At 75.2% G+C, this 24,921-nt stretch carries 16 protein-coding genes and 2 tRNA genes; 8 read left to right on the forward strand and 10 right to left on the reverse strand.

Annotation, left to right across the window (positions count from 1 at the left end; all coding sequences use genetic code 11):
* Positions 1-874: NPCBM/NEW2 domain-containing protein (locus ABT084_RS26695; protein ID WP_351048804.1), on the forward strand; the 874-nt coding region annotated here is incomplete at its 5' end.
* A 32-nt stretch (positions 875-906) separates the two neighbouring features.
* Here the strand turns inward: ABT084_RS26695 and ABT084_RS26700 are convergent.
* Both ABT084_RS26700 and ABT084_RS26705 read right to left on the reverse strand, forming a co-directional pair.
* Positions 907-4,323: an ATP-binding protein gene (locus ABT084_RS26700; protein ID WP_351048807.1), complete on the reverse strand. Its 3,417-nt coding sequence runs from the start codon at positions 4,321-4,323 to the stop codon at positions 907-909.
* 381 nt (positions 4,324-4,704) lie between these two features.
* Complete coding sequence (locus ABT084_RS26705) at positions 4,705-6,954, reverse strand: asparagine synthase-related protein (RefSeq protein WP_351048809.1); 2,250 nt, start codon at positions 6,952-6,954, stop codon at positions 4,705-4,707.
* A gap of 591 nt (positions 6,955-7,545) precedes the next feature.
* On the opposite strand from ABT084_RS26705, the gene ABT084_RS26710 reads away from it, so the two are divergent.
* The 4 genes from ABT084_RS26710 (at position 7,546) to ABT084_RS26725 (ending at position 13,070) form a co-directional block, all read left to right on the forward strand.
* Positions 7,546-9,219 (forward strand): NsdA family TPR-like regulatory protein, encoded by a 1,674-nt coding sequence (locus ABT084_RS26710; RefSeq protein WP_351048812.1) that lies wholly within the window; start codon positions 7,546-7,548, stop codon positions 9,217-9,219.
* A gap of 177 nt (positions 9,220-9,396) precedes the next feature.
* The gene (locus ABT084_RS26715) at positions 9,397-10,470 is read left to right on the forward strand and encodes an FAD-dependent oxidoreductase (protein ID WP_351048815.1); all 1,074 of its coding nucleotides are present in this window, start codon (positions 9,397-9,399) and stop codon (positions 10,468-10,470) included.
* A gap of 348 nt (positions 10,471-10,818) precedes the next feature.
* A complete protein-coding gene (trmB, locus tag ABT084_RS26720; RefSeq protein ID WP_502969206.1) occupies positions 10,819-11,625 on the forward strand; it encodes a tRNA (guanosine(46)-N7)-methyltransferase TrmB in 807 nt (268 codons plus the stop codon).
* A gap of 107 nt (positions 11,626-11,732) precedes the next feature.
* Entirely contained in the window at positions 11,733-13,070 is a 1,338-nt protein-coding gene (locus ABT084_RS26725) for a PrsW family intramembrane metalloprotease (protein WP_351048917.1), read from the forward strand.
* Here the strand turns inward: ABT084_RS26725 and ABT084_RS26730 are convergent.
* The 4 genes from ABT084_RS26730 to ABT084_RS26745 form a co-directional block, all read right to left on the reverse strand.
* Positions 12,979-14,100 (reverse strand): M23 family metallopeptidase, encoded by a 1,122-nt coding sequence (locus ABT084_RS26730; RefSeq protein WP_502969207.1) that lies wholly within the window; start codon positions 14,098-14,100, stop codon positions 12,979-12,981. The two genes, ABT084_RS26725 and ABT084_RS26730, sit on opposite strands and share 92 nt — an antisense overlap.
* 330 nt (positions 14,101-14,430) lie before the next feature.
* Complete coding sequence (locus tag ABT084_RS26735) at positions 14,431-15,597, reverse strand: PP2C family protein-serine/threonine phosphatase (protein ID WP_351048923.1); 1,167 nt, start codon at positions 15,595-15,597, stop codon at positions 14,431-14,433.
* Between the two features lie 211 nt (positions 15,598-15,808).
* Positions 15,809-15,882 (reverse strand) — tRNA-Met (locus ABT084_RS26740).
* Between the two features lie 71 nt (positions 15,883-15,953).
* Complete coding sequence (locus ABT084_RS26745) at positions 15,954-16,448, reverse strand: FBP domain-containing protein (RefSeq protein WP_351048818.1); 495 nt, start codon at positions 16,446-16,448, stop codon at positions 15,954-15,956.
* Positions 16,449-16,546: 98 nt separating this feature from the next.
* On the opposite strand from ABT084_RS26745, the gene ABT084_RS26750 reads away from it, so the two are divergent.
* Complete coding sequence (locus ABT084_RS26750) at positions 16,547-17,155, forward strand: TetR/AcrR family transcriptional regulator (RefSeq protein ID WP_351048821.1); 609 nt, start codon at positions 16,547-16,549, stop codon at positions 17,153-17,155.
* A 171-nt stretch (positions 17,156-17,326) separates the two neighbouring features.
* A tRNA-Lys gene (locus tag ABT084_RS26755) sits at positions 17,327-17,399 on the forward strand.
* A gap of 109 nt (positions 17,400-17,508) precedes the next feature.
* Here the strand turns inward: ABT084_RS26755 and ABT084_RS26760 are convergent.
* The 4 genes from ABT084_RS26760 to cseB all read right to left on the reverse strand — a co-directional run bounded on the left by ABT084_RS26760 (position 17,509) and on the right by cseB (position 23,255).
* Positions 17,509-20,067: an ABC transporter permease gene (locus ABT084_RS26760; protein WP_351048824.1), complete on the reverse strand. Its 2,559-nt coding sequence runs from the start codon at positions 20,065-20,067 to the stop codon at positions 17,509-17,511.
* A 129-nt stretch (positions 20,068-20,196) separates the two neighbouring features.
* Positions 20,197-20,952, reverse strand: a complete 756-nt coding sequence (locus ABT084_RS26765) for an ABC transporter ATP-binding protein (RefSeq protein WP_351048926.1) — start codon at positions 20,950-20,952, stop codon at positions 20,197-20,199.
* Between the two features lie 231 nt (positions 20,953-21,183).
* Positions 21,184-22,512, reverse strand: coding sequence for an ATP-binding protein (locus ABT084_RS26770; protein WP_351048826.1), 1,329 nt, complete (start codon positions 22,510-22,512; stop codon positions 21,184-21,186).
* Entirely contained in the window at positions 22,509-23,255 is a 747-nt protein-coding gene (gene cseB / locus ABT084_RS26775; protein WP_351048829.1) for a two-component system response regulator CseB, read from the reverse strand. Before cseB ends, ABT084_RS26770 begins: the two co-directional genes overlap by 4 nt.
* A 289-nt stretch (positions 23,256-23,544) precedes the next feature.
* On the opposite strand from cseB, the gene ABT084_RS26780 reads away from it, so the two are divergent.
* Positions 23,545-24,864, forward strand: a complete 1,320-nt coding sequence (locus ABT084_RS26780; protein WP_351048831.1) for a S8 family serine peptidase — start codon at positions 23,545-23,547, stop codon at positions 24,862-24,864.
* Positions 24,865-24,921: the final 57 nt, after the last annotated feature.

The following is a 24,921-nucleotide window of genomic DNA, read 5'->3' on the forward strand; positions in this document are numbered from 1 at the left end:
CCTGTTCACCTTCCACGGCGCGGTCTTCACCTCGCTCAAGACGGTCGGTGACATCCGGGACCGCTCGCGCACGCTGGCCACCCGGCTCGGGCTGCCCGCGAAGGCCGCGATCGCCGCCGGGGTCGTGGTGGCCGCCGCGGCCGGGGTGGTGTTCGCACTGGCCGGGGACGACGCGAAGCCCGAGGCTCAGGTGCCGCCGAGGGCGACCGTGGCCGCGCCGGCGGTCCCGGACGCGCCGCCGCCCCCGCTCAGCCCGGTGCCCGATCCGCCCGCGCCGAAGCCGCCGGTCGCACGGGCGCCCGTACCCTCGCCGCGGCTTTCCGCGCCGCGTACGCCGTCGCCCTCACGGTCGGCCGCGCCCTCCCGGCCGGCCCCCGCGAAACCGAGTCCGGGGCGGCCGACGCCGAGTCCGTCCCGGCACTCGCCGACGCCGGCCCCCTCCGGGTACCAGCTGGTGCGCCTGGAGCAGTCCGTGCTCGGCGACCACAGCGGCCCCGAAGTGGTGACCTGGCGCAGCAGCTGGGTGTGGCAGCGGTGGGGGCTGGTGGTCGGCGACCGGCGGTTCGGGCACGGGATCACCGTCAACGCCCGCTCGTCGGTGGAGATCGCGCTGAACCGCACCTGCGGTTCCTTCTCGGCGCGGGCCGGGGTGGACGGGCTGTCCCTGCCGGGTGACGGCACGGTGCGGTTCTCGGTCTACGGTGACGGGGTACGGCTGTGGCGGTCCGGCGCGGTCGGCTACGGCGACCCCGCGGTGCCGGTCCAGGTCGGGCTGAGCGGGCGCAAGACGCTGCGGCTGGTCGTGGAACACGCCGACGGGCGCGCCGACCTGACGCTGGCGGCCTGGGCCGACTCGGTGATCAGTTGCCGGTGAGCGGCTACTGGGGAGCGGCTGCCGGTGAGCGGCTACTGGGGAGCGGCTACTGGTGATCCGTTGCCGGTGAGCGTGGCGAGGAGTTCCCGGGGGGTCAGGGCCGCGCCCACCGCCGCCTCACGGTCGTAACGGTCCGCGCCCAGGGCCGCCTTGTCGCGGGCCGACAGCGGCCGTACGAACAGTTCCTCGGGAACGGAGCGCGGGAAGCCGTCCCGCCAGGCGGTGGCCGCCGCCAGCGCGCGTACGGACTCGGCGGCCCGGTCCGCCTCGGACAGCAGCACGGCGGCCGTTTCGGCGAGCACCGCCAGCACCCGCTCCGCGCAGTGCCCGGCGATCGCCGTCTCCAGCGTCGGCAGGAGCACGGCCAGCCCGGCAGCCGGGCCCTCCTCCCGCCCCCTGAGGACGGCGTCCAGATTCCCCAGTCCGGCCGAGAACTGCGCCGGGACGGTGGTCCGCAGGGACCCGGCCAGCGCCAGCTCGTACTCGGCGCGCGCCCGGGGGAGGTCGCCCTCGTCCAGCGCGATCATCCCGGCGAGCAGGCGCGCGAACGCCTCCACGTCATGCACCCCGGACCGCCGCGCCTCGGCGTGCGCCTCGGCCAGCAGCCGCTCGGCGCCGGGCGCGTCGCCCGTACAGAAGGCGGTCTCCGCGATCCGGGCGAGCGCGAACGGCGCCTCGAAGTGCGCGCCGACCTCGCGGGCGAGCCGCAGGCACTCCTCGTACGCGGCGCGCGCCCAGGCGAACCGGCCGCGGGAGAGCGCGACTTCACCCGCCGCGCTGGCGACCTGGGCACGGGTCCAGCGGTCACCGACGCGGCGGGCGATCTCCTGGAGTTCGGCCAGGTCGGCGTCGACGGTCGGCAGGCCGCCGGTGATGTCGATGGCGACGTGCGTACGGAGCATGAGGGTCACGCCGAGTTCCCAGTCACCGGCGTACTGGCGGCAGTTGGCGACGGTCACGTCGAGTCCGGCGTGGAAGTCGAGGGCGTCGCCGGCGAGGTAGGAGGTCAGCGGCCACAGCATGCCGGGGAAGCGGGCGGTCTCCGGGCCGCTGCGGCGGAAGGCCTGCTGGATGCGGTCGGCCATGGCGAGGCGTTCGGGCGTACGGAACTCCTCGATCGGGCGGGTTTCCGCGATGAGGAACACGTGGAGCAGCTGGAGGCGCATCCAGCGCCAGTACGCGGGGGTGTCGACGGGCGGTTCACCGGGGTCGAGGGCGAGCACGCGGGCGGTCCATTCGGCGCCCTCGGAGCGGTAGTTGCGCAGCCACCAGAACCAGCCCAGGGCGAAGGCGAGGCGCTGGGCGGTCTCGGTGTCGGGGGCGGGGGCGGGGGCGGTGGCGGTGGATAGCGAGGCGGCGAAGGCGGTGCGCAGGTTGTCCAGCTCGGTCTCGAGCCGGGCGATCCAGGGGAGCTGGGCGGAGGAGCGCAGGAGGGGCTCGGCCTCTTCGGCGAGCGCCGTGTAGTGGGCGGTGTGGCGGCGCGCGGTGGCGGCCCGGTCGGCGGGGACCTCGGCGGCGCGCTCGGCGGCGTACTCGTGGATGGTTTCCAGCATGCGGTAGCGCATGGCGGGCGGGGAGCCCGGTGTGGTCGTCACGGGCGAGGGGTCGGCCAGGACCAGGGATTTGTCGACCAGGGCGCCGAGGATGTCGGCGACGTCGGTGACATCGGCGACTCCGGCCGTGTCGCGGGGATCGCCGCCGTCCGCGCAGACGGCTTCGGCGGCGGCCAGGTCGCAGCCGCCCGCGAAGACCGACAGGCGGCGCAGGACCGTACGTTCGGACGCGTCCAGGAGGTCCCACGACCAGTCGACCACCGCGCGCAGGGTCTGCTGCCGGGGCAGGACCGTACGGCTGCCGCTGGTCAGCAGGCGGAAACGATTGTCCAGGCGGTCCGCGATCTGCCGCGGGGTCAGCAGCCGCAGCCGCGCCGCCGCCAGCTCGATCGCGAGCGGGAGCCCGTCCAGGCGGGCGCAGATCTCGGCGGCGGCGGCCGGATCGTCCTCGACGGTGAACCCCGGCCGGGCCGCGGCGCCGCGGTCGGCGAAGAGGCGGAGCGCGGGATCGGGCGGGAGGGGCTCGACGGGGCGGACGTTCTCGCCGGGCACGCCGAGGGGTTCGCGGCTGGTGGCCAGGATCCGCACGCCCGGGCAGTGGGTGAGCAGCCGCTCGGCCAGCTCGGCGGCGGCGCCGATGACGTGCTCGCAGTTGTCGAGGACGAGGAGCAGGCGGCGTTGGGCGCAGTGTTCGAGCAGTTGGGTGGTGGGGTCCTGGGCGACGGCCTTCTCGCGGGCGACGAGGGTGGCGTCGCGCAGGCCGAGGGCGCTGAGGACGGCGGCGGGGACGGCCGCGGGGTGGTCGAGGCGGGCCAGTTCGACCAGCCAGACCGGTTCGGCGGGGGCCGTGTGGGCGGCGTGGGGGGTGTGGGCGGTGTGGTTGGTGTGGTCTGTACGGGCGGCGTGGGCGGCGTGGCGGGTGGCCGCGTGTTCGGCGAGGCGGGTCTTTCCGGTGCCGCCGGGGCCGGTGAGGGTGACGAGGCGGGCGCGGGACAAGTCGGCGTGCAGGGACTCGAGTTCGGGCTCGCGGCCGACGAAGGAGGTGAGGCGCGGGCGGAGGTTGCCGCGGCGTTCGGCGGGGGCGGCGGGCGGGCTGGCGGGCGGGGTGGCGGGCCGGAGGAGTTCCGCGTGGAGGGCGGTCAGCTCCGGGCCGGGGTCGGCGCCGAGGCCTTCGGCGAGGTCGCGGCGGGTGCGGTCGTACGCGGCGAGGGCGTCGGCCGTGCGGCCCGCGGCGCGCAGGGCGCGCAACTGCTGGGCGCGCAGCCGTTCGTCGTACGGGTGGGCCGCGATCAGCGCCTCGATCTCCGGGAGGAGGGTGGCCGGGTCGGTGGTGGGGGTGCGGAGTTCGGCCTCGATGAGGTCGCGGAGCGCCGCGGCGTGCTGGGCCTCGGGGGCGGTGGCGTGGGCGGCGCGGGTGGCGGGGTCGGGGAGGTCCGCGAGGGCGGGGCCGCGCCAGAGGGCGAGGGCGGTGCGGAGGGTCTGGGCGGGCGGGTCGTGGGGTGGTGGGGGTGTTGAGGCGAGTGAGGGGGGTGAGGGGGGTGAGGCCGGAGTGGACAGGGCTTCGGCGGCCTGGCGGGCGAGGCGCTGGAACACGTACAGGTCTACGTCGTCCCGGGTGGCGCGGAGGCGGTAGCCGCCGGTGGGGTCGGACTGGACGGTGTCCTTGCCGCCGAGGGTGCGGCGCAGGCGGGAGACGAGGGCCTGCAGGGCGGCGGGGGCGTCGTGGGGCGGGGCGTCGCCCCAGACCTCGTCGACCAGGACCCGGACGGGGACGGCCGGGGCGCCGGCCCGCAGCGCGAGGGCGGCGAGGAGGGCGCGGAGGCGGGCGCCGCCGATGGGGAGGGGGGCGCCGGAATCGTCACGGGCTTCGGTGTTGCCGAGGATCAGGTACCGCACGGGGTCATTTTGCCTTGGGGGTGGGGGCGGGGCCGCTGCGCGGGGCTGTCCCCTACCCGCCCCTTCCCGAAACCGGGCTCCGCCCGGACCCGCGCCTCAAACGCCGGCGAGGCTGAAGTGGGCGCAGCAACGCGCGACCGTCGCCGCCAGGCAAAGCACCGCCCGGGCCAAACCAGGCCACCCGGGCGAATGCGGGCCCGCCGGAGGCCAAACCGGCCCGCACCCGGGCTCCACCCCGACCCGCGCCTCAAACACCGGCGAGGCTGAGATGGGCCCCCGTAACCAGGCCACCCCGGCCAAACCAGCCCGCCCGGCGATTGAGGGCCCGCCGGAGGCCGGGCCGGCCCGCATTCGCCCGGGCGGCACCGGGCGGGGGTGGGTTCAGGACAGGGCCGGGCGGCGGAGGGGGACGCCGGTGGGGACCGCGCGGCGGCGGGCGGACGAGGTGCCCGTCCAGCAGGTGCCCCGGCGGGACATCAGGCGGCGGAGCCAGAGTTCCACGGAGACCAGTTCGGCGAGGCCGTCCAGCGGGACCGGGTGGCCGTCGGCCGCGTCGATCAGGGCCTGTTGGATCACCCGGGCCTCGATCAGGCCCACGTCCGCGAGGAGCGGCGCGGTGAAGAGGGCGAGCAGCGTGTCGAGTGCGGCGCGCAGGCCGAGGCGGACCGCCGTCTCGTTGGCGGAGTGGGCGGGGGCGCCCCAGCCGGGCGGGAGTTCGCGTACGCCCGTACCCGCGAGGACGGTGCGCAGGATCGCCGCGCGGGCACCCGGCTGGACGCGCAGGGATTCGGGCAGGGCGCGGGCGGCGCGGACGACCTGGTTGTCGAGGAAGGGGGCGTGCAGGCGCTGGCTGCGGACCTCCACCGCCTGTTCGAAGACCCGGTGGTCGGCCGCGTGTCGGGCGAGGACGGAGCGGGCCCGGGCCTCGCCGGGGCGCAGCGAGAGCGGAGGGCGGCCCGCAGCGGCGGCGAGCCGGACGGAGACCTCGGCGAGGGCCTCGCCGGTCAGCCAGCTCGCGGCCGGGCCGGGCCGGCACCAGGTGAGCGCGGCGAGGGACGCGTCGAGCGGGGTGGCGGCGCCGACGGGCAGGCGGCCTTCGCGCAGCCGGGCCGCGGCGTCCTCCATGCCCGCGCGGTAGGGCGTACGGGCGAGGCGGCGGGCGGCGGAGTACACGGTCAGCGGGATGAGGAGGGACTGGCCCTGGAACTGGCCTTCGGCCCCCGCCGAGCGGGTCAGGGCGGCGACCGGGCGCAGCAGGTGGCGTCTGCGGCGGTCCATCAGGAGGTCGGCCAGCCGGGCGGGGTGCGCGTCGAGGACCTGGCGGGCGCCGTGGCCGACGAAGTGGTCGGCGCTGCCCGCGGCCAGTCGGCGCCGGTCGCGGGCGGCGAGGACGAGCGAGGGGCCGGGTTCGTCGGTGAGCGGGCCGTCGAGTTCGGCGTACGGGAGGGCTTCCTCGGCGGCGGCCACGACGACGTGGTGCAGGCGGGGGTTGGCGGCGATGGCGTGGGCGCGTTCGAGGTCGCCCTCGCGGCCCCGGGGGGTGGTGAGGTCGTTGAAGGTGACGGCGAGGAGGCGTTCCCCGGCGCCGGAGCCGTGGCCGAGGACGGTGCCGGGGGCACCGGGCAGCCCGGCGGCGAGGAGGGCGAGGGTGGCGGAGGCGCTGCCGCCGGAGAGGTCGGCGCCGACGCCCGGGGCCGGGGCGCCGCGGGCGGCACGGCGGTCGGCCGGTCCCATGCCGGGGACTGGTCCCGGGTCGTGGGGCAAGGTGTCGGGGGCATGGCGGGGCGCCGTGAGCCGGGCGCGCACCGCGTCGACGAGTGCTTCGCGCACGCCCTCGGTCGCGGCCTCGGCTTCCATCTCGGGCGCGGCGACGGCGAGGGAGGCGACGGGCTCGTACCCGGTGATCTCACGGGAGCCCTCGCGCAGGATGATCGCGTGCCCGGGCGGAATCCGGCGCACCCCCGCGTACGGTGTGCCGTCGCCCAGTGCCTCGGGGCTGTCGGGGCAGGCCAGCAGGGCCGCGAGGTGGCCGATGTCGAGCTGGGCCTCGATCAGGTCGGCGAGCGGGAGGGCCGCGGTGGCGTACGCCGTTCCGCCCGCCCAGGGGGTGTAGAAGACGGGCCGGGCGCCCGCGAGGTCGCCGACGACGGTGATCCGCCGGCCGGCCTGCACGACGGCGGTGTAGCTGCCGGACCACTGCGTGAGGTGGCGCAGGGCCCCGCCGCGGGCGGCGAACAGGGCGCGGCGCAGAGCGGCGTCGTCGGCCCCGCAGCAGCCGAGGACGGCGAGCCGGGTGAAGGGGTCGGCGGGGTCGGCGGTGACGGTGCGGATCTCGTCGGGGCGCCAGTCGCCGACGGCCCACAGCGGGTCGGGGTCGCCCCACAGGAGCTGGGCGCCGACGGGGTGGAGGGTGCGTTCCGTGTAGGCGTCGGGCTCGCCGTAGGCGCCGTACGCGCCCTGTTCGGGGTACGCGCCACCGTCGAAGCCGGTCGATCCGTAGGGGGGTGGTGAGGCGTACGAGGCGCGGGGGGCGTCCGCGAGGCCGCCGCGCAGCCCGTCCGACGGGGCGCCGACGCGTCCGGCCGTGCCGAAGCTTGCGGCGATACTGCTCCAGCCCACCAACCACCGCATAGCCGTCTCCCCAGCCTGTGGGCACGTGACCGGGGCCGGACGGCCGGACGGCGGGACCCCGGGTGGCTCGGGTCCATGCTGCCACGAGACAGGCGTGCGAGAGTGGTTAAGGGGGGCGCACATGCAAACGAACACGCCCCGCACACGCGGTATTTGGCGTTCCGTTCCCACCGCCCCATAGGTCGGTTTCGGCCATTCTTCAGCCGTACTGAGTGCCCTGGCGCGGGCGCGGTCCGGGAGGCGGCGTCCGCCCCCCGGACCGTACCGCCACCCGCGGGGATTGAGGCGGCGGCGTCCCCCGGCCCGCCGGATCCACGCGTCGGGCCGACCCACGCACCGCACATCGAATCGCCGGGCCCCGGGGGGAGCCAGAGCGCACGGGTGGGCGCACGGCCACACGGACGGAGCACGCACTGACACGTGCGCCCCGGGTGCGACCCCGGCCACGACTGTGCGTACGGACAACAATCTCGCCATCCGGAAGGCGGGGCCTTAACGCTTGGGATGCGGCGAACTACGCTGGGTTTACGTTGCCGGGCGCCTATGCCCCGATGACGGTCTGCGTTCCACGTGTGTGACGAGGGGTGGCGCATGTCCAGGGAGCTCCGTGAGCCGAACGAGAAGCTCGGCGCCGTCCTCGCCCTCGCGGGCATCAGCAACGCGGGGCTGGCCCGGCGGGTCAACGACCTCGGAGCGCAGCGCGGACTGACGCTTCGGTACGACAAGACCTCGGTCGCCCGGTGGGTGTCCAAGGGGATGGTGCCGCAGGGGGCGGCTCCGCACCTCATCGCCGCCGCCATCGGCGCCAAGCTGGGGCGGCCGGTGCCGCTGCACGAGATCGGGCTGGCGGACGCGGACCCCGCGCCCGAGGTCGGTCTCGCCTTCCCCCGCGATGTCGGGGCGGCGGTGCGCTCGGCCACCGATCTCTACCGGCTGGACCTCGCGGGGCGGCGCGGGGGCGGTGGGATCTGGCAGTCCCTGGCCGGTTCCTTCTCCGTGGCGGCGTACGCGACGCCCGCGTCGCGCTGGCTGATATCTCCGGCGGACGGCTCGGTCGCGCGCGAGGCCACTGCTCCGGGCCCCCTTCTCTCGGGCGGCGGCGGTACGACGGCCGGCGGTACGACGGCCGGCGGTACGGGCGGTGCGGGAAGTACGGGAAGTACGACGAGTGGCGGTACGGGCGGTACTGCGGGCGGTGGTAAGGGCGGTACGACGGGCGGGGTTTCGAGCGGCCCGGCGGCACCGGCCGCAGCGCCGCCGACCTCCTTTGTGCCCGCGCAGTCCGGCCCCGAAACGCCCCGCGCGGCCGGTCAGTCCCCCGCCGTGGTCCTCCCGGATCCCTCACCGCAGCGGGTCGGCCACAGCGATGTGACCAAGCTGCGCGAGGCGGCCGAGGACGCGCGCCGCTGGGACTCCAAGTACGGCGGCGGGGACTGGCGTTCCTCGATGGTCCCGGAGTGCCTGCGGGTGGACGCGGCGCCGCTGCTGCTGGGCTCCTACACCGACGAGGTGGGCCGGGCGCTGTTCGGGGCGACCGCCGAACTGACCCGGCTCGCCGGGTGGATGGCCTTCGACACCGGCCAGCAGGAGGCCGCCCAGCGCTACTACATCCAGGCGCTGCGCCTCGCCCGGGCGGCCGCCGACGTGCCGCTCGGCGGGTACGTCCTGGCCTCGATGTCCCTCCAGGCCACCTACCGGGACTTCCCGGACGAGGGCGTGGACCTCGCGCAGGCCGCCGTCGAGCGCAACCGGGGGCTCGCCACGTCCCGCACCATGAGCTTCTTCCGGCTGGTGGAGGCGCGGGCACACGCGAAGTCGGGCGATCCGGTGGCCGCGGGGGCCGCGCTGCGGGCGGCGGAGGGCTGGCTGGAGCGGGCGCGGGACGGGGACCCGGATCCGACCTGGCTGGGTTTCTACTCGTACGACCGTTTCGCAGCGGATGCGGCGGAATGCTACCGGGACCTCAAACTGCCCCGGCAGGTCCGGCGGTTCACCGAACAGGCACTGTCCCGCCCCACCGAGGAGTACGTCCGCTCGCACGGGCTGCGCCTGGTGGTGAGCGCGGTCGCGGAGCTGGAGTCCGGCAATCTCGACGCGGCCTGCGCGGCGGGCACCCGGGCGGTGGAGGTCGCGGGGCGGATCTCCTCGGCGCGGACCACGGAGTACGTACGGGACCTGCTGCACCGGCTGGAACCGTACGGCGACGAACCGCGCGTCGCCGAGCTGCGCGAGCGGGCGCGGCCGCTGCTGGTCACGCCCGCGTAGGGGGGCCTGCCGGGCGGGCGGGCGCGGACCGGTGGGCCGGTGGGGCGGGGTGGCCCGTGTGCCGGTGGCCCTGTGCCGGGGTGGCCCTGTGCCGGGGTGGCCCTGTGCCGGGGTGGTCGGCGTGGCCGCGTTGTCAGTGGCGGGGTGCAGGATGCAGGGGTGGGAGGTGACGGCGGCGTGGAATGCGACGTGCTGGTGATCGGCGGCGGGATCGTCGGCCTGTCGGCGGCTCATGCCCTGGCGCGGCTCGCTCCCGGTACGCGGGTGGTGGTGCTGGAGGAGGAGGCGGGGCCCGGCGGGCGGCGGAGCGGGATCGTCCACAGCGGGATCCAGGCGCGGCCCGGATCGGCGAGGGCGCGCTTCGCGGTGCGGGGCGCGGCCGAGATGGTGAAGTTCTGCGCGGAGCACGGCATACCGCACGAGGTGACCGGGGAGCTGATCCTCCCCACCGGGCGGGCGGAGCTGCCGCGGCTGCACGCGCTGGCCCAGCGGGGCCGTCGGCACGGGATCCCGGTGCGGGAGCTGGGTCCGGCGCAGATCAGGGAGTACGAGCCGGAGGTGCGGGCGCCGGCCGCGGTCCGGGTCGGGAGCACGGCGATCGTGGACGAGGGGCGGGTGGCGGCGCAGCTCGTGCGGTCGTCGGGGGCGGAGGTCCGGTACGGGGTGCGGGTGGAGCGGATCGGGGGGCGGGCGGGGGGCTTCGGGTCCGGGGCCGGGTCCGGGTCCGGCTTCGGGTCCGGCTTCGGGTCCGGGGCCTGTGAGGTGCGGGTCGCCTCCGGCGAGGTGCTGCGGGCGAAGGTGCTGGTGCGGTGCGCCGGGGGGCGGGGTGTGCCGGGTCCGGGTCAGGTCTACCGGCTGGCGCGGCCGTCGCTGGTGCGGGGGGTGGTGCGGGTGGCTCCGCCGGGGGTGGGAGAAGCGGTGCACGGGGTGTGCCTGATCCGGGGGGTCGACGGGGTCGTGCATGTCGGGGGTGGGATGCGGCGGCCGTTGTCGGAGCCGGCGTTCGTGGAGGCGGTGCGGGGGGTGCTGCCGGGGGTGTCGGGGGCGGATCTTGTGCCGGTGCCGGGGGCGGGCGGTGGCGGGGACGGGGACGGTGCCGGGGACGGGGACGGGGTGCATGGGGATGACCTCCAGGTCCGGGAGACGGAGGGGGTGGTGCATGTGCTGAACCTGCCGTCCGAGGGGGCGGGGGTGGCGTTGCCGGTGGGGGGTGAGGTGGCGCGGCGGGCCTTGCGGATGCTTCGCGGCTGACCGGTTCCCTTGCCCCTGGCGGCGCCTCAAACGCCGGCGGGGCTGATTTTGGCGCGGCTTCGAACGCCGTCCGGGCTGGAGTTGACCGGGCCGGGCCGCGGCTCCGGCGGGCTGGATGCGGCCGGGGCTCCGGCCCGGAGCAGAGGTGACCAGAACCCGCACCCTCGGCGGCGCCAGCCCTGCCTCCGGCGGCGCCTCAAACGCCGGCGGGGCTGATGTGGCGCGGCCCCGAATGCCCGTCGGCATGGATTTGGCAGGGCCCGGGTGCCTCGGGCGGTGGCGAGGGCGCGTGGGGGCGGGGGTTTGGGGCGGGGCGGCGGGGAGTCGGGGTCGTAGAATCTGGGGATTGTGTCTGAGTCATTGAATCCGCAGCCCGGTAACCCCGACGCCCCCGAAGGGGCGGCTTCCTATGTCCCGCCGCGCTGGCGTACGGAGCCCCGCTTTCCCGACGGGCCCGCGCCCGACCCGGCGGGGTCGCACCACGAGCGCCGGATCCGGAGCTTCCAGCCGCGCCGCAGCCGGGTGACCACCGGGCAGGGCGAGGCGCTGCGCCGGAAGTGGTCGACCTGGGGCCTGGACATCGACGGACACCACGTCATCGACCTCGACAAGCTCTTCGACGGCCGCCCCGTCGTCCTGGAGATCGGCTTCGGCATGGGCGAGGCCACCGCGCAGATGGCCGCCGCCGACCCGGACACCGGGATCCTGGCCGCCGACGTGCACACCCCGGGCCAGGGCAACCTGCTCGCGCTCGCCGAGCGGAACGGCCTCGACAACATCCGCGTCGCCAACGGCGACGCGATCATCCTGCTGCGCGAGATGCTGGCCCCCGACTCCCTCGCCGGGCTGCGCGTGTACTTCCCGGACCCGTGGCCCAAGGCCCGGCACCACAAGCGGCGGCTGATCCAGCCCGAGTTCCTCGACCTGGCCGCGACCCGGCTGGCCCCCGGGGCCGTACTGCACTGTGCGACCGACTGGGAGCCGTACGCCGAGCAGATGCTCGAAGTCCTCGGCGCGCACCCCCGGTTCGAGAACACCCAGGCGGACGGCGGCTACGCGCCGCGCCCCGACTTCCGGCCGCTGACCCGGTTCGAGGGCCAGGGCCTCGACAAGGGGCACGTCGTACACGATCTGCTGTTCCGCCGTACCCCGTAACGGGGACAACCCACAACGTCACTGCGCGTGTCGGACCCGCTCGCTAGGGTGAAGACGTGTTCCGAGCGCTCCCCGGTGTGCTCGCACGTCCGTCGGGCGCGGTCCGCATGTGCGTGCTCGTCGCCCTGCTCTCCTGCCTGGCCCTGTCCGGCGTGGCGATCCTGGAGCTGGTGCGGGAACAGACCGGTACCGCGGGGTTCTTCGTCGGTCTCGGCCTGGCCCTGCTGCCGGTGGCCCCGCTCATGGCGGCGTTCCGCTGGCCGGGCCGGGCCGCGCCGCTGCCCTGGTCCCGGCTGCTGTTCTGCGCCGGGTGGGGGGCGTGCACGGCGGCCCTGATCGCCATAGTGGCCAACAACTTCGCGACCGAGTGGATAGCCTCGGCCGCCGCCGATCCCTCCGCCGCCGACCGGCTCGGCTCGGTGGCGATCGCTCCCGTCGTCGAGGAGAGCGCGAAGGCCGCCGCCCTGCTGCTGGTGTTCACCTTCCGGCGACGGCATTTCACCGGCCCCGCGGACGGCCTGGCCATCGCCGGGTTCACCGCCACCGGCTTCGCCTTCACCGAGAACATCCTCTACCTCGGCAACGCCTTCGGCGAGGACCTGGACTCCGGGACCAGCGTGCTCGACTCCATGACCGCGGCCACCTTCTTCGTCCGGATCATGCTGTCCCCCTTCGCCCACCCGCTGTTCACCGCGCTCACCGGGCTCGGCCTGGGCGTGGCCGCGCGCAGCACCCGGCGCCCGGTCCGGATCGGGCTGCCGCTGCTGGGCCTGGCCCTCGCCATGGGCGCGCACGCGCTGTGGAACAGCTCGTCCGAGCTGGGGGCGTACGGCTTCTACGCCGTCTACGGCTGTGTGATGGTCCCGGCCTTCGTCGCGCTGGTGTGGCTGGCGGTCCGGATCCGGCGCGGTCAACTGCGTACGGTCGCCCGCGAGCTGAGGGTGTACGCGGCGGCGGGCTGGCTCGGCCCGGCGGAGGTGCCGGCGCTCGCGTCGGTGCCGGCCAGGTCGCTGGCCCGCGCGCTGGCACGGCGTACGGGCGGGCGTCCGGCGGCCCGCGTGGTCGCCGGCTACACGGCGGACGCGGCGGCCCTCGCCCTGCTGCGCGAGGAGGTCCGCACCTGCGGTCCGCGCCTCGCGGTGGACTTCCCGGTCCGGGAGCGGGAGCTGCTGGAGCGCATGTGGCGGGACCGGGCGGCCGCGGGCCCGGCGCTGGCCCGCGCCGCCGTCATGGAGGAGCTGTACGCGGCGCCCCCGCGGGTGCCCGCGACGGCCGCGGGATGGCTGCCGGTCCAGGAGCCGCCCCGGGTTCCGGTCCAGGGACCGGCGCCGGTGTCCGTGCCCGTACCGGTGCCTAGACGCTCAGGCCCTTGTCCTGGAGCCAGGACAGCGGGTCCTGCGTCGCTCCGTCGGTACGTACTTCCAGGTGGAGGTGGGGTCCGGTGACGTTGCCCGTGGCTCCGACCCGGCCGATCGTCTCGCCGGTGGAGACCGTGCCGGAGGTCTGCGACATCGAGGACAGGTGGCAGTACCAGACCTGCGTACCGTCCGGGAGCTGCAGCACGATCCGGTAGCCGTACGAGCCGGACCAGCCCGCGGAGATGATCGTCCCGCCGTGCACCGCCTTGACCGGGGTGCCGGTGGGGGCGGCGAAGTCCAGGCCCGTGTGCATCCCGGAGGACCACATGGAACCGGCGTCGCCGTAGTGGGAGGTGAGGGTGTACGCCGAGGTGGGCAGGGCGTAGCCGCCGGCCGTGGAGGGCGCGGAAGCGGACGGGCCCGAGGAACCGGAGGACGCCCGGCCCGCGCCGGGTGCCTGCTGCTGAGCGGCGGCCTGGGCCTGGGCCTGGGCCTTCGCCTGTTCCTGGGCCTGCGCCTGGGCCTTGGCTTCCGCCTCGGCCTCGGCGCGGGCGGCCTCGTCGGCGGCGGCCTGCTTCTGCCGGGCCTCCTCGGCGGCGGCCTGCTGCGCGGCCCGCTCGGCCTCCGCCGTGGCCGCCGCGGCGGCGGCGTCCTGCTGGGACTCGGCCTGCTGGAGGATCCGGTGGCGCAGCACCTCGCCCGCGTCGAAGCCGACGGCCCGCTGCCCCTGCCCGGCGTCCTCCGCCCGACCAGGGCCGTAGCCGTCGGTCCCGTTCCCGCCCTGGTGGTGGTCCTGGCTCTGGACGATCCCGTGCTCGGATCCGTCCGCGCCCCGCTCCGGAGCGTCGTCCCCGCCGAGGGAGCCCAGCGACGGGATGCTGATGGCGACCTGCGGGCGGTCCTGCGCGGTGGCGATGCCGCCGGCTCCGACGGCCGCGATGACGCCGACCCCGAGCACGGTGGAGCTGCGGGCCAGTCCGCCGCGCTGGCGCGCCACGCGGTGCTTGCCGCGCACCGCGCGGGCCGAGTCCTCGGTCGGGTTCCACTCACCCCAGGCACCGGCGGTGGGGGACTCCTGGACGTCGACACCGTCGGGGGCAGGCAGATGGGACGGCACCGGGGCACACTCCTCGAAATCCGCGCGCACGCGCACCGCCGTCTCTTGCGACGGGTGTGGCGACCGCGCTGCGTTATCGAACGGTAATAGACACCGGGGAGTGATTCCAAGCTGTTGCGATTGATCGTTCACACCAATCAGCCACCGGACGACCGGCTTTGGCCTGGACTTTTACCTCTCAATGGGCCTTAACCTGCACAGAAGGGCGCGTTGATCCACGCAACTCCAGCCACACCCCGTTCATGATGGCCCGTCAATTCGCTTGCGGAACGCGCCCTTTCGCACACGGAACGTGACGCGGGAGCTCGGGACGCGGCACGCGGGCCGCGGTCACGCGTCGTCGCGCGGCACCACCGGTACGGTCCGCCGCCGCGCGGGCTGCCGCTCTCCCGGCCGGGCGACGCCCAGCAGCGCCATGTCGTCCGTCGCCCCGCCCCCGGTGTGCCGGCGCACGTCCGTGATGAGCGCGTCCAGCACCTCCTCCGGCCCCGGAAAGATCCGCCCCCGCAGCCGGGCCGGAGCGTCGTAGAACTCCCCCGCGCCGTCCCGCGCTTCGCTCAGCCCGTCGGTGTACAGCAGCAGGGTCGCGCCCGCCGGAAAGTCCCACTCGTCGGCCCGGTCCGGCCAGCTGCCCAGCTCTCCCATCCCCAGGGGCAGCGCCGGCTCTCCCGGGGACAGCACCTCCAGGGATCCGTCCGGACCCAGCAGCAGCGGCTCCGGATGCCCCCGGTTCACGATCCGCAGGCCCCCGGTCCCCCGCGGGATCTCGGCCAGCACGCAGGTGGTGAACCCCTCGACCGCGTCCAGACTGTCGCGCCGCACGCCCTCCCGGGCCAGCGCCCGCTCCAGGCGCCGGGCCACCCCCTCCAGGGCCGGCTCCTGTTCCGCCGCCTCCCGGAAGGCCCCGAGGACCACCGCCACCGCCTCCACCGCGCCCAGCCCCTTGCCCCGTACGTCGCCCACGGCCAGCCGTACGCCGTACGGGGTGTCCTGGACGGCGTACAGGTCGCCGCCGATGAACGCGTCGGCCTCCGCCGCCTCGTAGCGGGCGGCGATGTGCAGCCCCCCGATCCGGTCGGCGGGCGTGGGCAGCACCGCGCGCTGCGCCGCCTCGGCGATCCCGCGCGCGGAGGCGAGCTGGGCGCCGCTGCGCCGGACCACCCGGTTGATGAGGAGGGCCAGGCCGGAGACGGTCAGGACGGTGACCAGCTCGGTGAGGGCCTCGCCGTTCCAGGTGGTGCCGTTGTAGAGGTGCAGCGCGACCACCGCGAGCGAGGCGAGGGCGCCGGTGAGGGCGGTCGTACCGAGGGCGAAGAACGGCGCGGCGACCAGCGGCGCGGCCGAGAAGAAGGGCGAGCCGGTGTAGCTGGGCGGGGTGACGACGTCGAAGACCAGGCCGAGGAGGACCAGGACCGCCGGGAGCACCCGGATGAAACGCCGGGCCAGCCGGTTCCCGCCGTTGGCGGCCGCGCCGTTGGCGCCGCCCTGCTGCCCCAGCCCCTCCAAGGTGTTCTCCTGCCAGGTCCCTCACGCGGGTACGGGCCGCTGCCGCATCGCCCCCTCAAGGGTGTGGGGTGCGGGGCCCGGGGGCGAACCGGCCGGTACCGATCGGGTGAACCACCCACGGACGACCGGATCGGCCACGGAAACGACGAAGGCCCGGATCCGTGAGGATCCGGGCCTTCGTCATTGCCCCTGAGGGCTTGAGTAGCGGGGGCAGGATTTGAACCTACGACCTCTGGGTTATGAGCCCAGCGAGCTACCGAGCTGCTCCACCCCGCGTCGGTAAACCCAACTCTACGCCATCCGGGGAGGACCTCCGACCAATTACCGCGGGGGCCCGGACGCAGCCGTCACAACCTGGCCAGGAACCCGGTCAGATTGCCCACCATCCGCTCGATCTGCTCGTCGACGGTGAGGCTCTCCTCGAAGCGGCCGCCCGGCTCCGGCAGCTTCTTGCCCCGCACGTAGAGCGAGCAGGCCAGGTCGGTGCACATGTAGAGGCCGAGTGAGTTCCCCTCGCGGCCGTCCTTGCCGCGCTTGCGGGCGGTCATCAGCGAGACCCCGCTCCCTGGGTGGAGGGTCAGGCACAGGCTGCACATGCTGCGGTGCAGCGCCCCGCGCTTGACGGACGGGAAGCGCAGCGTCACGCCCACCGGGCCGGAGCCGTCGGCTCCGCCGGTCACCAGATAGCTGCGGTCGGGTGCGGACAGGTCGCGCCAGCCGAGGAAGTCGAGGTCTTCCCACGGGCGGGTGGCGAGGTCCCGGGGCAGCGGGATGCGGGCTGCCTCACCCTTGGAGCAGTTCACGAACGAGCCCCGGATGTCCTTCTCGGTCAGTGCCTTCATGGGACCCACGCTAGGGTTCCTAGACACCCTAGGCAAATGATTAACACTTATCGGAAGTACGTATCCGATGTACGGGCCCTACCCAAGGAGCCGGACCGTTGCCCCGAGCAGGCCTCACCCCCGACCGCATCATCGAAGCGGCGGCCGACCTCGCGGACTCCGCGGGCCTCGACCAGGTCACGGTCTCCGCCCTCGCCCGCGGCTTCGGCGTCAAGGACGCCAGCCTCTACTCCCACATCCGCGGCCTCGACGACCTGCGCACGCGCCTCGCCGTGCGCTCGGCCGCCGCGTTCGCCGACCGGCTCGGGGAGGCGCTCGCCGGCCGCTCCGGCGAGCAGGCCCTGACCGCCTTCGCCGACGCCTACCGCGCCTACGCCCTCGAACACCCCGGCGGGTACGCCGCCACCCAGCTGCGCCTGCCGCCCGAGGTGGTCGCCGCCTCGCCCGGGCACCTGCGGATGATCGAGCTCACCACCTCGATGCTGCACGCCTACGCGCTGCCCGAACCCGACCGCACCGACGCGGTCCGGCTGTTGCGCAGCACCTTCCACGGCTTCGCCGCTCTGGAGGCCACCGGCTCCTTCGCCCACCCGCGCGCCGTCCGGGAGTCCTGGGCCCGGATCACGGCGGCCCTGCACACCCTCCTGGTCAACTGGCCGCGTACGCAGCCCGGCGCGCCGGGGTCCGCCCGTACGCCGGCACCCTGACCGGGTGGCCCCCCGCACCCACCGCCCGGGCGGTGGGGCCCGAACTCGCCACCGCCGCCCGGACGTCGGCGAACACCCGCGAACCTGGCGGGAAACCGCCGAAGCCACTCCGGGCGATACCCGATCGGCCTCGCGCCCCTCTCCGGCTATGCTCTGGGGTGAGCACTGCGAGGGCCATTAGCTCAATTGGCAGAGCAGCGGACTTTTAATCCGTTGGTTGTCGGTTCGAGTCCGACATGGCCTACGGCTCGCGGGCCGGGGGCAACCCCTCCGGCCCACCACTGAGCGCCCCACCCGGCTTCGTCCGGGTGGGGCGCTCAGTCGTTTCCGGCCGGTCGGACGCGGGTGGCGCGCTAGGGGGCGGTCATGGATGTCGGGATGTCGGTGCGGGCGGCTCGGTGGGCGGGCCAGAGGGAGGCGAGGAGGGCGCCCGTCAGGGCGATCAGCACGCCGAGGGCCAGTCGGCCCCAGGGGAGGACCAGCGTGTAGCCCGCGACGCTCTCCTGGAGGGTGCGGCCCAGGGCCCAGCCGAGGAAGACGCCGAGGACGGTGCCGACCACCGCGCCGAGCGCACCGAGGATCAATGCCTCCAGACGGATCATCCGGGTCACCCCGGTGCGGTCCACGCCGAGGGCGCGCAAGGTGCCGATCTCCCCGCGGCGTTCGAGTACGGACATGGCGAGGGTGTTCGCGATGCCCAGCGCGGCGATCGTCAGGGCCATGCTCAACAGGGCGTAGAAGACGTTGAGCTGGTCGCCGATGCCGCCGCTGTCCCGGGCGCGCAGGGCCTCCTCGTCGAGGACGGCCAGGGCGGGGTTGTCGCCGAGGGCGTGGGTGACCTTGCCGAGGGCGGCCCGGCCGGGGCCGCCGTCCATGGCCAGGAGGATGCCGTCGGTGTGCGGGGCGGGGTCGTGGCGGGCGACGAGGGAGTCCGGTGCGGTGACGCTGGGCAGCAGGTTGCTCTGCTCGTCCGCCCGGTAGACGGCGCCGATGGTCACGGTGGTGGCGGTGGTGACGGCGCCGCTCGGGCCGTCCTGGCGTTGCAGGGGCAGCCTCTGGCCGACGTGCCAACCGGCCTTCCGCGCCTTGTGGTCGGCGACGGCGATCTGCCCCTCGGCCAGGCGGTCGAGGGAGCCCTCGAGCACGTCGTACCGCAGCAGCCGCCCGATGGTGGCGGGGTCGACGCCGGTCAGTACGGAGGGGGCGCCGCCCAGCCGGTACCCGGTCGACTGGTTGAGCGGGCTGAACGCGAGGCCCGGCACCTTCTTCAGGGGTTCCGCGGTGGCGGGGGTCATCCGCATGCCGCCCTCGGCGGGCTGCACCAGGTAGTCGGCGGTGAGGTCGTGGGTGGTCGCGCGGTCGAGGTACCGGGCGGCGGAGGCCCCGAGGACGGACAGGCCCGAGGCGAGGGTGAGCGCGATGGCGAGCGCGGCGGCGGTGGCGCCCGTACGCCGCGGATCGCGCACGGTGTTCCGGGCGGCGAGATCCCCGTACACCGGCTGGAGGCGGGTGAGCGGCGGCCGGAGCAGGGCGACGAACGGCCGGGACAGCAGCGGGACGAGGACGATCGCCCCGGTCAGGGTGAGGGCCGCACCGGCGCCGATGACGGTACGGGCGTCCTTCCCCGTGGTCAGGGCCCCGTACACCACGGCGGCGGCGCCGCAGAGGAGCAGAACGGCGCCGAGGCCGCTGCGCGGGGAACGGGCGCGCGCGGGCGCCGCGGGCTCGGCCGCGCTCAGCGCGGCGACGGGCGGGATGGCCATGGCCCGGCGGATCGGCAGCCACCCGGCGGCCATCGGCAGGGCGGTGCCGACCAGCAGGGACGTGAGCACGGTGGCCGGGGTCAGGACGAGCGGGGCGGCCGGGGCGTCGGCGGTGGCGAAGGCGCGCTGGAGCAGGGCGGCGACCCCGGTGCCGAGGGCGAGGCCCGCCGCGGAGGCGACCGCGCCGACCAGCAGGGTCTCGGTGAGCAGCATGCGGCGCACCTGCCCGCGCGAGGCGCCGACGGCCCGCATCAGGGCCAGCTCCCTGGTGCGCCGGGCGACCAGCATGGTGAAGGTGTTGGAGATGAGGAAGGCGGCGACGAAGAGGGAGACCGCGGCGAACCCGAGCAGGATCTGGCTCATGGTGTCGCTGTCGCTGGTGGCGAGGTTCGTCTGGATCCGGGCGAGCTGGGCCCCGGTGGCGGCTCCGGCTCCCGGGGGCAGCGCCGCCTCGACCCGGCCGAGGAGCTGCTGGACGTCGGTACCGGGCGCGGCCGTCAGCTCGATGTCCGCGTACTCGCCCGGCCGGCCGAACAGCCGCTGGGCGGTGGCGTCGGTGAGCAGCGTCAGGGTGCCCGCCCCGGCCCGCGTGGTGCCCTGGGTCCGGAAGATCCCGCTGAGGGTGTAGGTGGCGGCGCCCGTGTCCGTACCGACGCGCACGCTGTCACCCACGCGGAAGCCGCCCCGGGCGGCGGTGGTCTCGTCGAGGGCGATCGCGCCGTCGCGGGCCGGTCCGGAGCCCTGGGTGAAGCGGTAGGCGGGGTCCGTACCGCCCGCCCCCGGCGCGAAGTTGGCGCCGCGGGGGGACGACTGGCCCCGCGCGATCAGGCGGCCGTCGTGGTCGGCGACCGCGGCGAAGCCGCCGGCCCGGCCCGTGGCGGCGGCGACGCCGGGGACCTTGGCCAGGGCGCTCACGGTGGCGGCGTCGAGGGTGGCCGGGGGCCCGCCGGTTGCGGGGGACCGCTCGGTGAAGACGCTGACGGCGATGCGCTCGTAGCCGCCGGCGACCCGGTCGGTGGCGGCCCGGCTCAGGCTGTCGCCGTAGACGAGGCTGCCGGTGATGAAGGTGACGCCGAGGAGGACCGCGAAGGCGGTCATCAACAGGCGTGCCTTGTACGCGAACACGTTGCGCAGGGCGGTACGGAACATGGGGTGCGGGTCCTGGGAGAGGCGGGCTCTGGAGCGAGCGGGCGGCTGGTGGGCTGCTGATGCGGTGGGGGCGGCGCGTCCCCGCCGGGAGAGCGGCGCGTACCGCCGGGAGAGCGGCGCGCGGGCGCGTCAGCTGGTGCGCGAGCGCGCGTCGAACTCCTTCATCCGGTCCAGCACCCGCTCCGGGGTGGGCCGCGTCATCTCGTCCACCAGACGGCCGTCGGCCAGGAAGACCACGCGGTCGGCGTAGCCCGCGGCGATGGGGTCGTGGGTGACCATGACGACGGTCTGACCCAGCTCGCGCACCGAATCGCGCAGGAAGCCGAGGACCTCGGCCCCGGCGCGGGAGTCGAGGTTGCCGGTGGGCTCGTCGCCGAAGACGATCGCGGGGCGGGAGACCAGGGCCCGGGCCACCGCGACGCGCTGCTGCTGCCCGCCGGAGAGTTGTCCGGGGCGGTGGCCGAGCCGCTGGGAGAGGCCGACCATGGAGACCACGCGGTCCAGCCACTGCCGGTCGGGCCGACGGCCGGCGACGGTCAGCGGCAGCGTGATGTTCTCCAGCGCGGTCAGCGTCGGCAGCAGGTTGAACGCCTGGAAGATGAAGCCGATCCGGTCGCGGCGCAGCTGGGTGAGCTGGCGGTCGTTCAGCGCGGCCAGCTCGGTGGTGCCGATGCGGACGGACCCCGACGTGAACGAGTCGAGCCCGGCCGCGCAGTGCATCAGGGTGGACTTGCCGCAGCCGGAGGGGCCCATGATCGCGGTGAACTCCCCCTCCCGGAAGGAGACGCTGACCCGGTCCAGAGCGACGACGCGGGTGTCCCCGCTGCCGTAGACCTTCGACAGGCCGGTGGTGGCGGCCGCGGTCCCGGTCGTGGCGTGCGGCACGTACGGGGCAAGGGGGTCGGCGGTCACGGGGACTCCTCTTCGGGTGCGGAAGGTGCACTCCGAAGGGTGTCCGGGGAACGTATCGGTGCCTGGGCCACCGTGTATCAGCGGGCGCTCCGCTGTGCGGCGGTTGTGCAGGGGCCCGGGTGAAAGCCGCCGGTACGTCGCCAGGCGGCGAGGCGGCCAGGCGGCCAGGCGGCCAGGCGGCCGGGCGGCCGGGCGGCCGGGCGGTCAGTCCGGCAGCCGCAGCGTGGCGACCGCGCCGCCGTCCGGGGCGTTGTCCAGCCGCAGCTCGGCGCCGAGGACCCGGGCCTGGCCCAGGGCGATGGTCAGGCCCAGGCCGTGGCCCGTGCCGCGCTCGGCCGCTCCGGTGTGGAAGCGCCGGGGGCCGCCCAGCAGCAGGTCCCGGGGGAAGCCGGGGCCGTGGTCGCGCACGATGACCGTACGGGCCCGCGCGTCGACGGTGACCCGGACCGGCGCGCGCCCGTGCCGATGGGCGTTGACGACGAGGTTGCCGACGATCCGTTCGAGGCGGCGCGGGTCGGTCTCCACGACCGGCGCGCTCTCCTCCCGCGTCCCGTCGTCGGCAGCGCCGGCTTCGGATCCGGCTTCGGATCCGGCTTCGGATCCGGCTTCGGCGACGGCTTCAGCGGCGGCGGTCGCGTCCGTGACCTCCGTGCCGTCGAGGCCCGTACGCGCCACCGCCTCGGCGACGACCGCGGCGAGCGGCACCCGGGCGCGGACCGGCTGCTCGGCCCCGGCGTCCAGCCGGGAGATCTCCAGCAGGTCCTCGACCAGCGCGCGCAGGTCCCGCACCCGGGCCCGGAGCAGGTCCTCCGTCTCCCCGGGCGCGAGCAGGTCGGCGGCGGCCAGCAGACCGCCGACCGGGGTGCGCAGCTCATGGGCCACGTCCGCGGTGAACTGCCGCTCGGCGCGCAGCCGTCGGCTGAGGCTGTCCGCCATCAGGTCGACGGTGGCGGCGATGTCGGACACCTCGTCACGGCCCTTGGTGGGGCCGGTACGGGCGTCCAGGTCCCCGGCGGAGATCCGGCCCGCGGTCTCGGAGACGCGCCGGAGCCGGCGGCCGAGCAGCCCGGCGCCGTAGAACGCCAGGGGCGTGGCCGCCGCGAGGGCGATCAGCGAGGCCACCGCCATGGTCACGTCGAGCCGGTACAGGTCGTGGAACTCGGCGTAGATGGTGACCTGGACGGCCAGCACCGGGCTGCCGGGGCCGGCGACCCGCTGGGCGCCCCAGACGGTCGGGTCCATGCTGCCGGGGACGTTCCCGCCGTACGAGGTGTGCCGGTCGCCGTCGGCCGGGTCGCGCAGGGCGTAGGGCAGCTCGGGCGGATCCAGCCGGGCGCCGCCGGTGAGGGTTCCGGTGCGCCGGTAGACGTCCATGGCCTCGTACACGCCGTTGAAGGCCTCCCGTTCGGCCCGGTAGCGGATCTCGTGCGCGGTCCACACGTGCACCAGCACGCCCACCGCCGCCGCGACCAGGCACGCCGTGGCGGCGGCCAGTCCGGCGATCTTCCAGCGCAGGGGCACCACCGCCCTCAACGCCTGAACTTGTAGCCGAAACCGCGGACCGTCTCGATCCGGTCCCGGCCCAGCTTGCCGCGCAGCCGCTGCACGCACAGGTCCACGACCCGGCTGTCGCCGTCCCAGCCGTAGTCCCACACCTCCCGCAGCAGGGTGTGCCGCTCCAGCACGATGCCGGGGTGCGCGGCGAACTGCAGCAGCAGCTTCAGCTCGGTCGGGGTGAGGGCCACCGGACTGCCGCGGAGGGACACTTCCAGGCCGCCGGTGTCGATGGTGAGGTCCCCGAAGACCAGCAGCTCCGGCTCGGCGGGGGGCGGTGCGTCGCCGGCGCCGCGCCCGGGGGCCGGAGCGGGCGCGTACCTCGCCCGCCGCAGGAGCGACCGGATGCGGGCGACGAGGACGAAGGTGTCCACGGGCTTGACCACGTAGTCGTCGGCCCCGGCTTCCAGACCGGCGACGACGTCGAGCCCGTCACCGCGCGCGGACATCATCAGCACGGGCACCAGGCTGGTCTCCCGGACCCTGCGGCACAGGCCGATCCCGTCCAGGCCGGGCAGCATCACGTCCAGGACCAGCAGGTCGAAGCTCTCGTCGCGGAACAGCTCCAGCCCGGTCAGGCCGTCGGCGGCGGCCCGCATCTCGTAGCCGTAGCGCTCCAGGGCGACGGTGAAGGAGCGGCGCATCAGGTCGTCGTCTTCCACCAGGAGCACGCGAACGGGCCGCGCGGGAGCCGGAGCCGGGGTGGGGGAGGGCGAGGACACGGGCGGACGGCTCCTGTTCGACGGCGGAAGGGGCGGACGCCAGGGGCGGACGGCCGGGTGGCCGGGTCACCGGGTGGGCCCGTCCGCAAGGAACGATAGGCAGACGGCGGACCCGGCGTCCGCGCCCCGCGCCCCACCGCGCCGATCCGATGGGCAACCAAGCGCTTCCCGATGCCCGCCCGATACAAAGGCCGGGGCGGCAGTCGGCCTAGCGCCCATTGCGGTGATGCGGCGGGACACGGGGAAATGTCCTGGCTTATGATCGTTTCTCCGTGATGCCCTGCCCGGCATGACAACGCGCACGCAGCTCGTACTCGCCGCCGCCGTCACCGCGGCGGCGCTCGCCCTCGCCGCCCCCCTGGCGACCGCCTCGCAGTCCACCGCCGCGCCGGAGCCGACCCCGGCCCCGCTGTCCATCGCGCCCAACCCGGTGCCGGGCAACTACATCGTGACCCTCGACAAGGGCGTGGATCCGGCCCAGCTCGCGGAGCGGCTGGAGCTGAAGCCGACCTTCGTCTACCGCAGGGCCCTCAACGGGTTCGCCGTGCCGCTGACGCCGCGCCAGCTGGACAGCGTCCGCGTGAGCCCGGGCGTGAGGGCGGTCGAGCAGGACGCCAAGGTCGTGTCGCCTCCGAAGCCGGTCATCAAGCCCGACACCAGGCCGGACACGAAGCCCGACGCGAAACCTGACGCTAAACCTGACGCGAACACCAAGCCCGGCACGCAACCCGAGACCAAGCCCGGCACCGCCCCGGACACCCGGGCACGGGCCGCCTCCTGGGGTCTGGACCGGATCGACCAGCGGTGGTGGGACAAGCGGAGGGGCAAGGGCGACGGCCAGTTCACCCCCAAGCGCGACGGCGCCGGGGTGACCGCCTACATCCTGGACACCGGCATCGACTACAACCACGACGAGTTCGACCCCGGACGCGCCACCTTCGGCTTCGACACGGTGGGCGACGGCGGCCAGGGCATGGACTGCAACGGCCACGGCACGCACGTCGCGGGCACGGTCGGGGGCAAGACGTACGGGGTGGCGCACGAGGTCAGCCTGGTCAGCGTCCGGGTGCTCGGCTGCGACGGCCAGGGCTCCATCGCGGGGATCATCGCCGGCCTCGACTGGGTGGCCAAGAACGCCAAGCAGCCCGCCGTCCTGAACGCCTCGCTCGGCGCGGACTACTCCGAGGCCCTCAACGCGGCGGCCGAAGCCCTCTCGGACACGGGCGTCCTGCCGGTGATCGCGGCGGGCAACGACGCCGTGGACGCCTGCCGGGTCTCCCCAGCCTCCGCGGAGCGCGTGTTCACGGTCGGGGCGTCGAACCGGCGCGACGAGCAGAGCGTCTTCTCCAACCACGGCCGGTGCCTGGAGCTCTACGCGCCGGGCGAGGCCATCGTCTCCGCGAAGCTCGGCGGCGGCAGCGTGTCCATGGACGGTACGTCGATGGCCGCCCCGCACGTCACCGGCGCCGCCGTCCTCTACAAGCAGGCGCGTCCGAACGCGCTGTCCGACGAGGTCGCGTCCTTCCTCAGCACCGAGGCCACCAAGTACGCCCTGAGCAAGATCTCCGAGGACAGCCCCAACTCCCTCCTGTTCACCGACGGCCTGTAGTCGGCATCCACCGGTAGAACGCGGTGAAACGCGCTCGGCCCCCACCGCACCGAAGTG

Origin of the sequence: Streptomyces sp. NPDC002138, assembly GCF_040296485.1 — a bacterium.
Taxonomy (GTDB): Bacteria; Actinomycetota; Actinomycetes; order Streptomycetales; family Streptomycetaceae; genus Streptomyces.

Excerpts from the sequence above, each read along its gene's own strand:
- ABT084_RS26705 (WP_351048809.1), bottom strand. The coding sequence starts at position 6,954 with ATGCGGTGGTTGGTGGGCTGGAGCAGTATCGCCGCAAGCTTCGGCACG.
- ABT084_RS26710 (WP_351048812.1), top strand. The coding sequence starts at position 7,546 with ATGTCCAGGGAGCTCCGTGAGCCGAACGAGAAGCTCGGCGCCGTCCTC.
- ABT084_RS26725 (WP_351048917.1), top strand. The coding sequence starts at position 11,733 with ATGTGCGTGCTCGTCGCCCTGCTCTCCTGCCTGGCCCTGTCCGGCGTG.
- ABT084_RS26745 (WP_351048818.1), bottom strand. The coding sequence starts at position 16,448 with ATGAAGGCACTGACCGAGAAGGACATCCGGGGCTCGTTCGTGAACTGC.
- ABT084_RS26760 (WP_351048824.1), bottom strand. The coding sequence starts at position 20,067 with ATGTTCCGTACCGCCCTGCGCAACGTGTTCGCGTACAAGGCACGCCTG.
- ABT084_RS26780 (WP_351048831.1), top strand. The coding sequence starts at position 23,545 with ATGACAACGCGCACGCAGCTCGTACTCGCCGCCGCCGTCACCGCGGCG.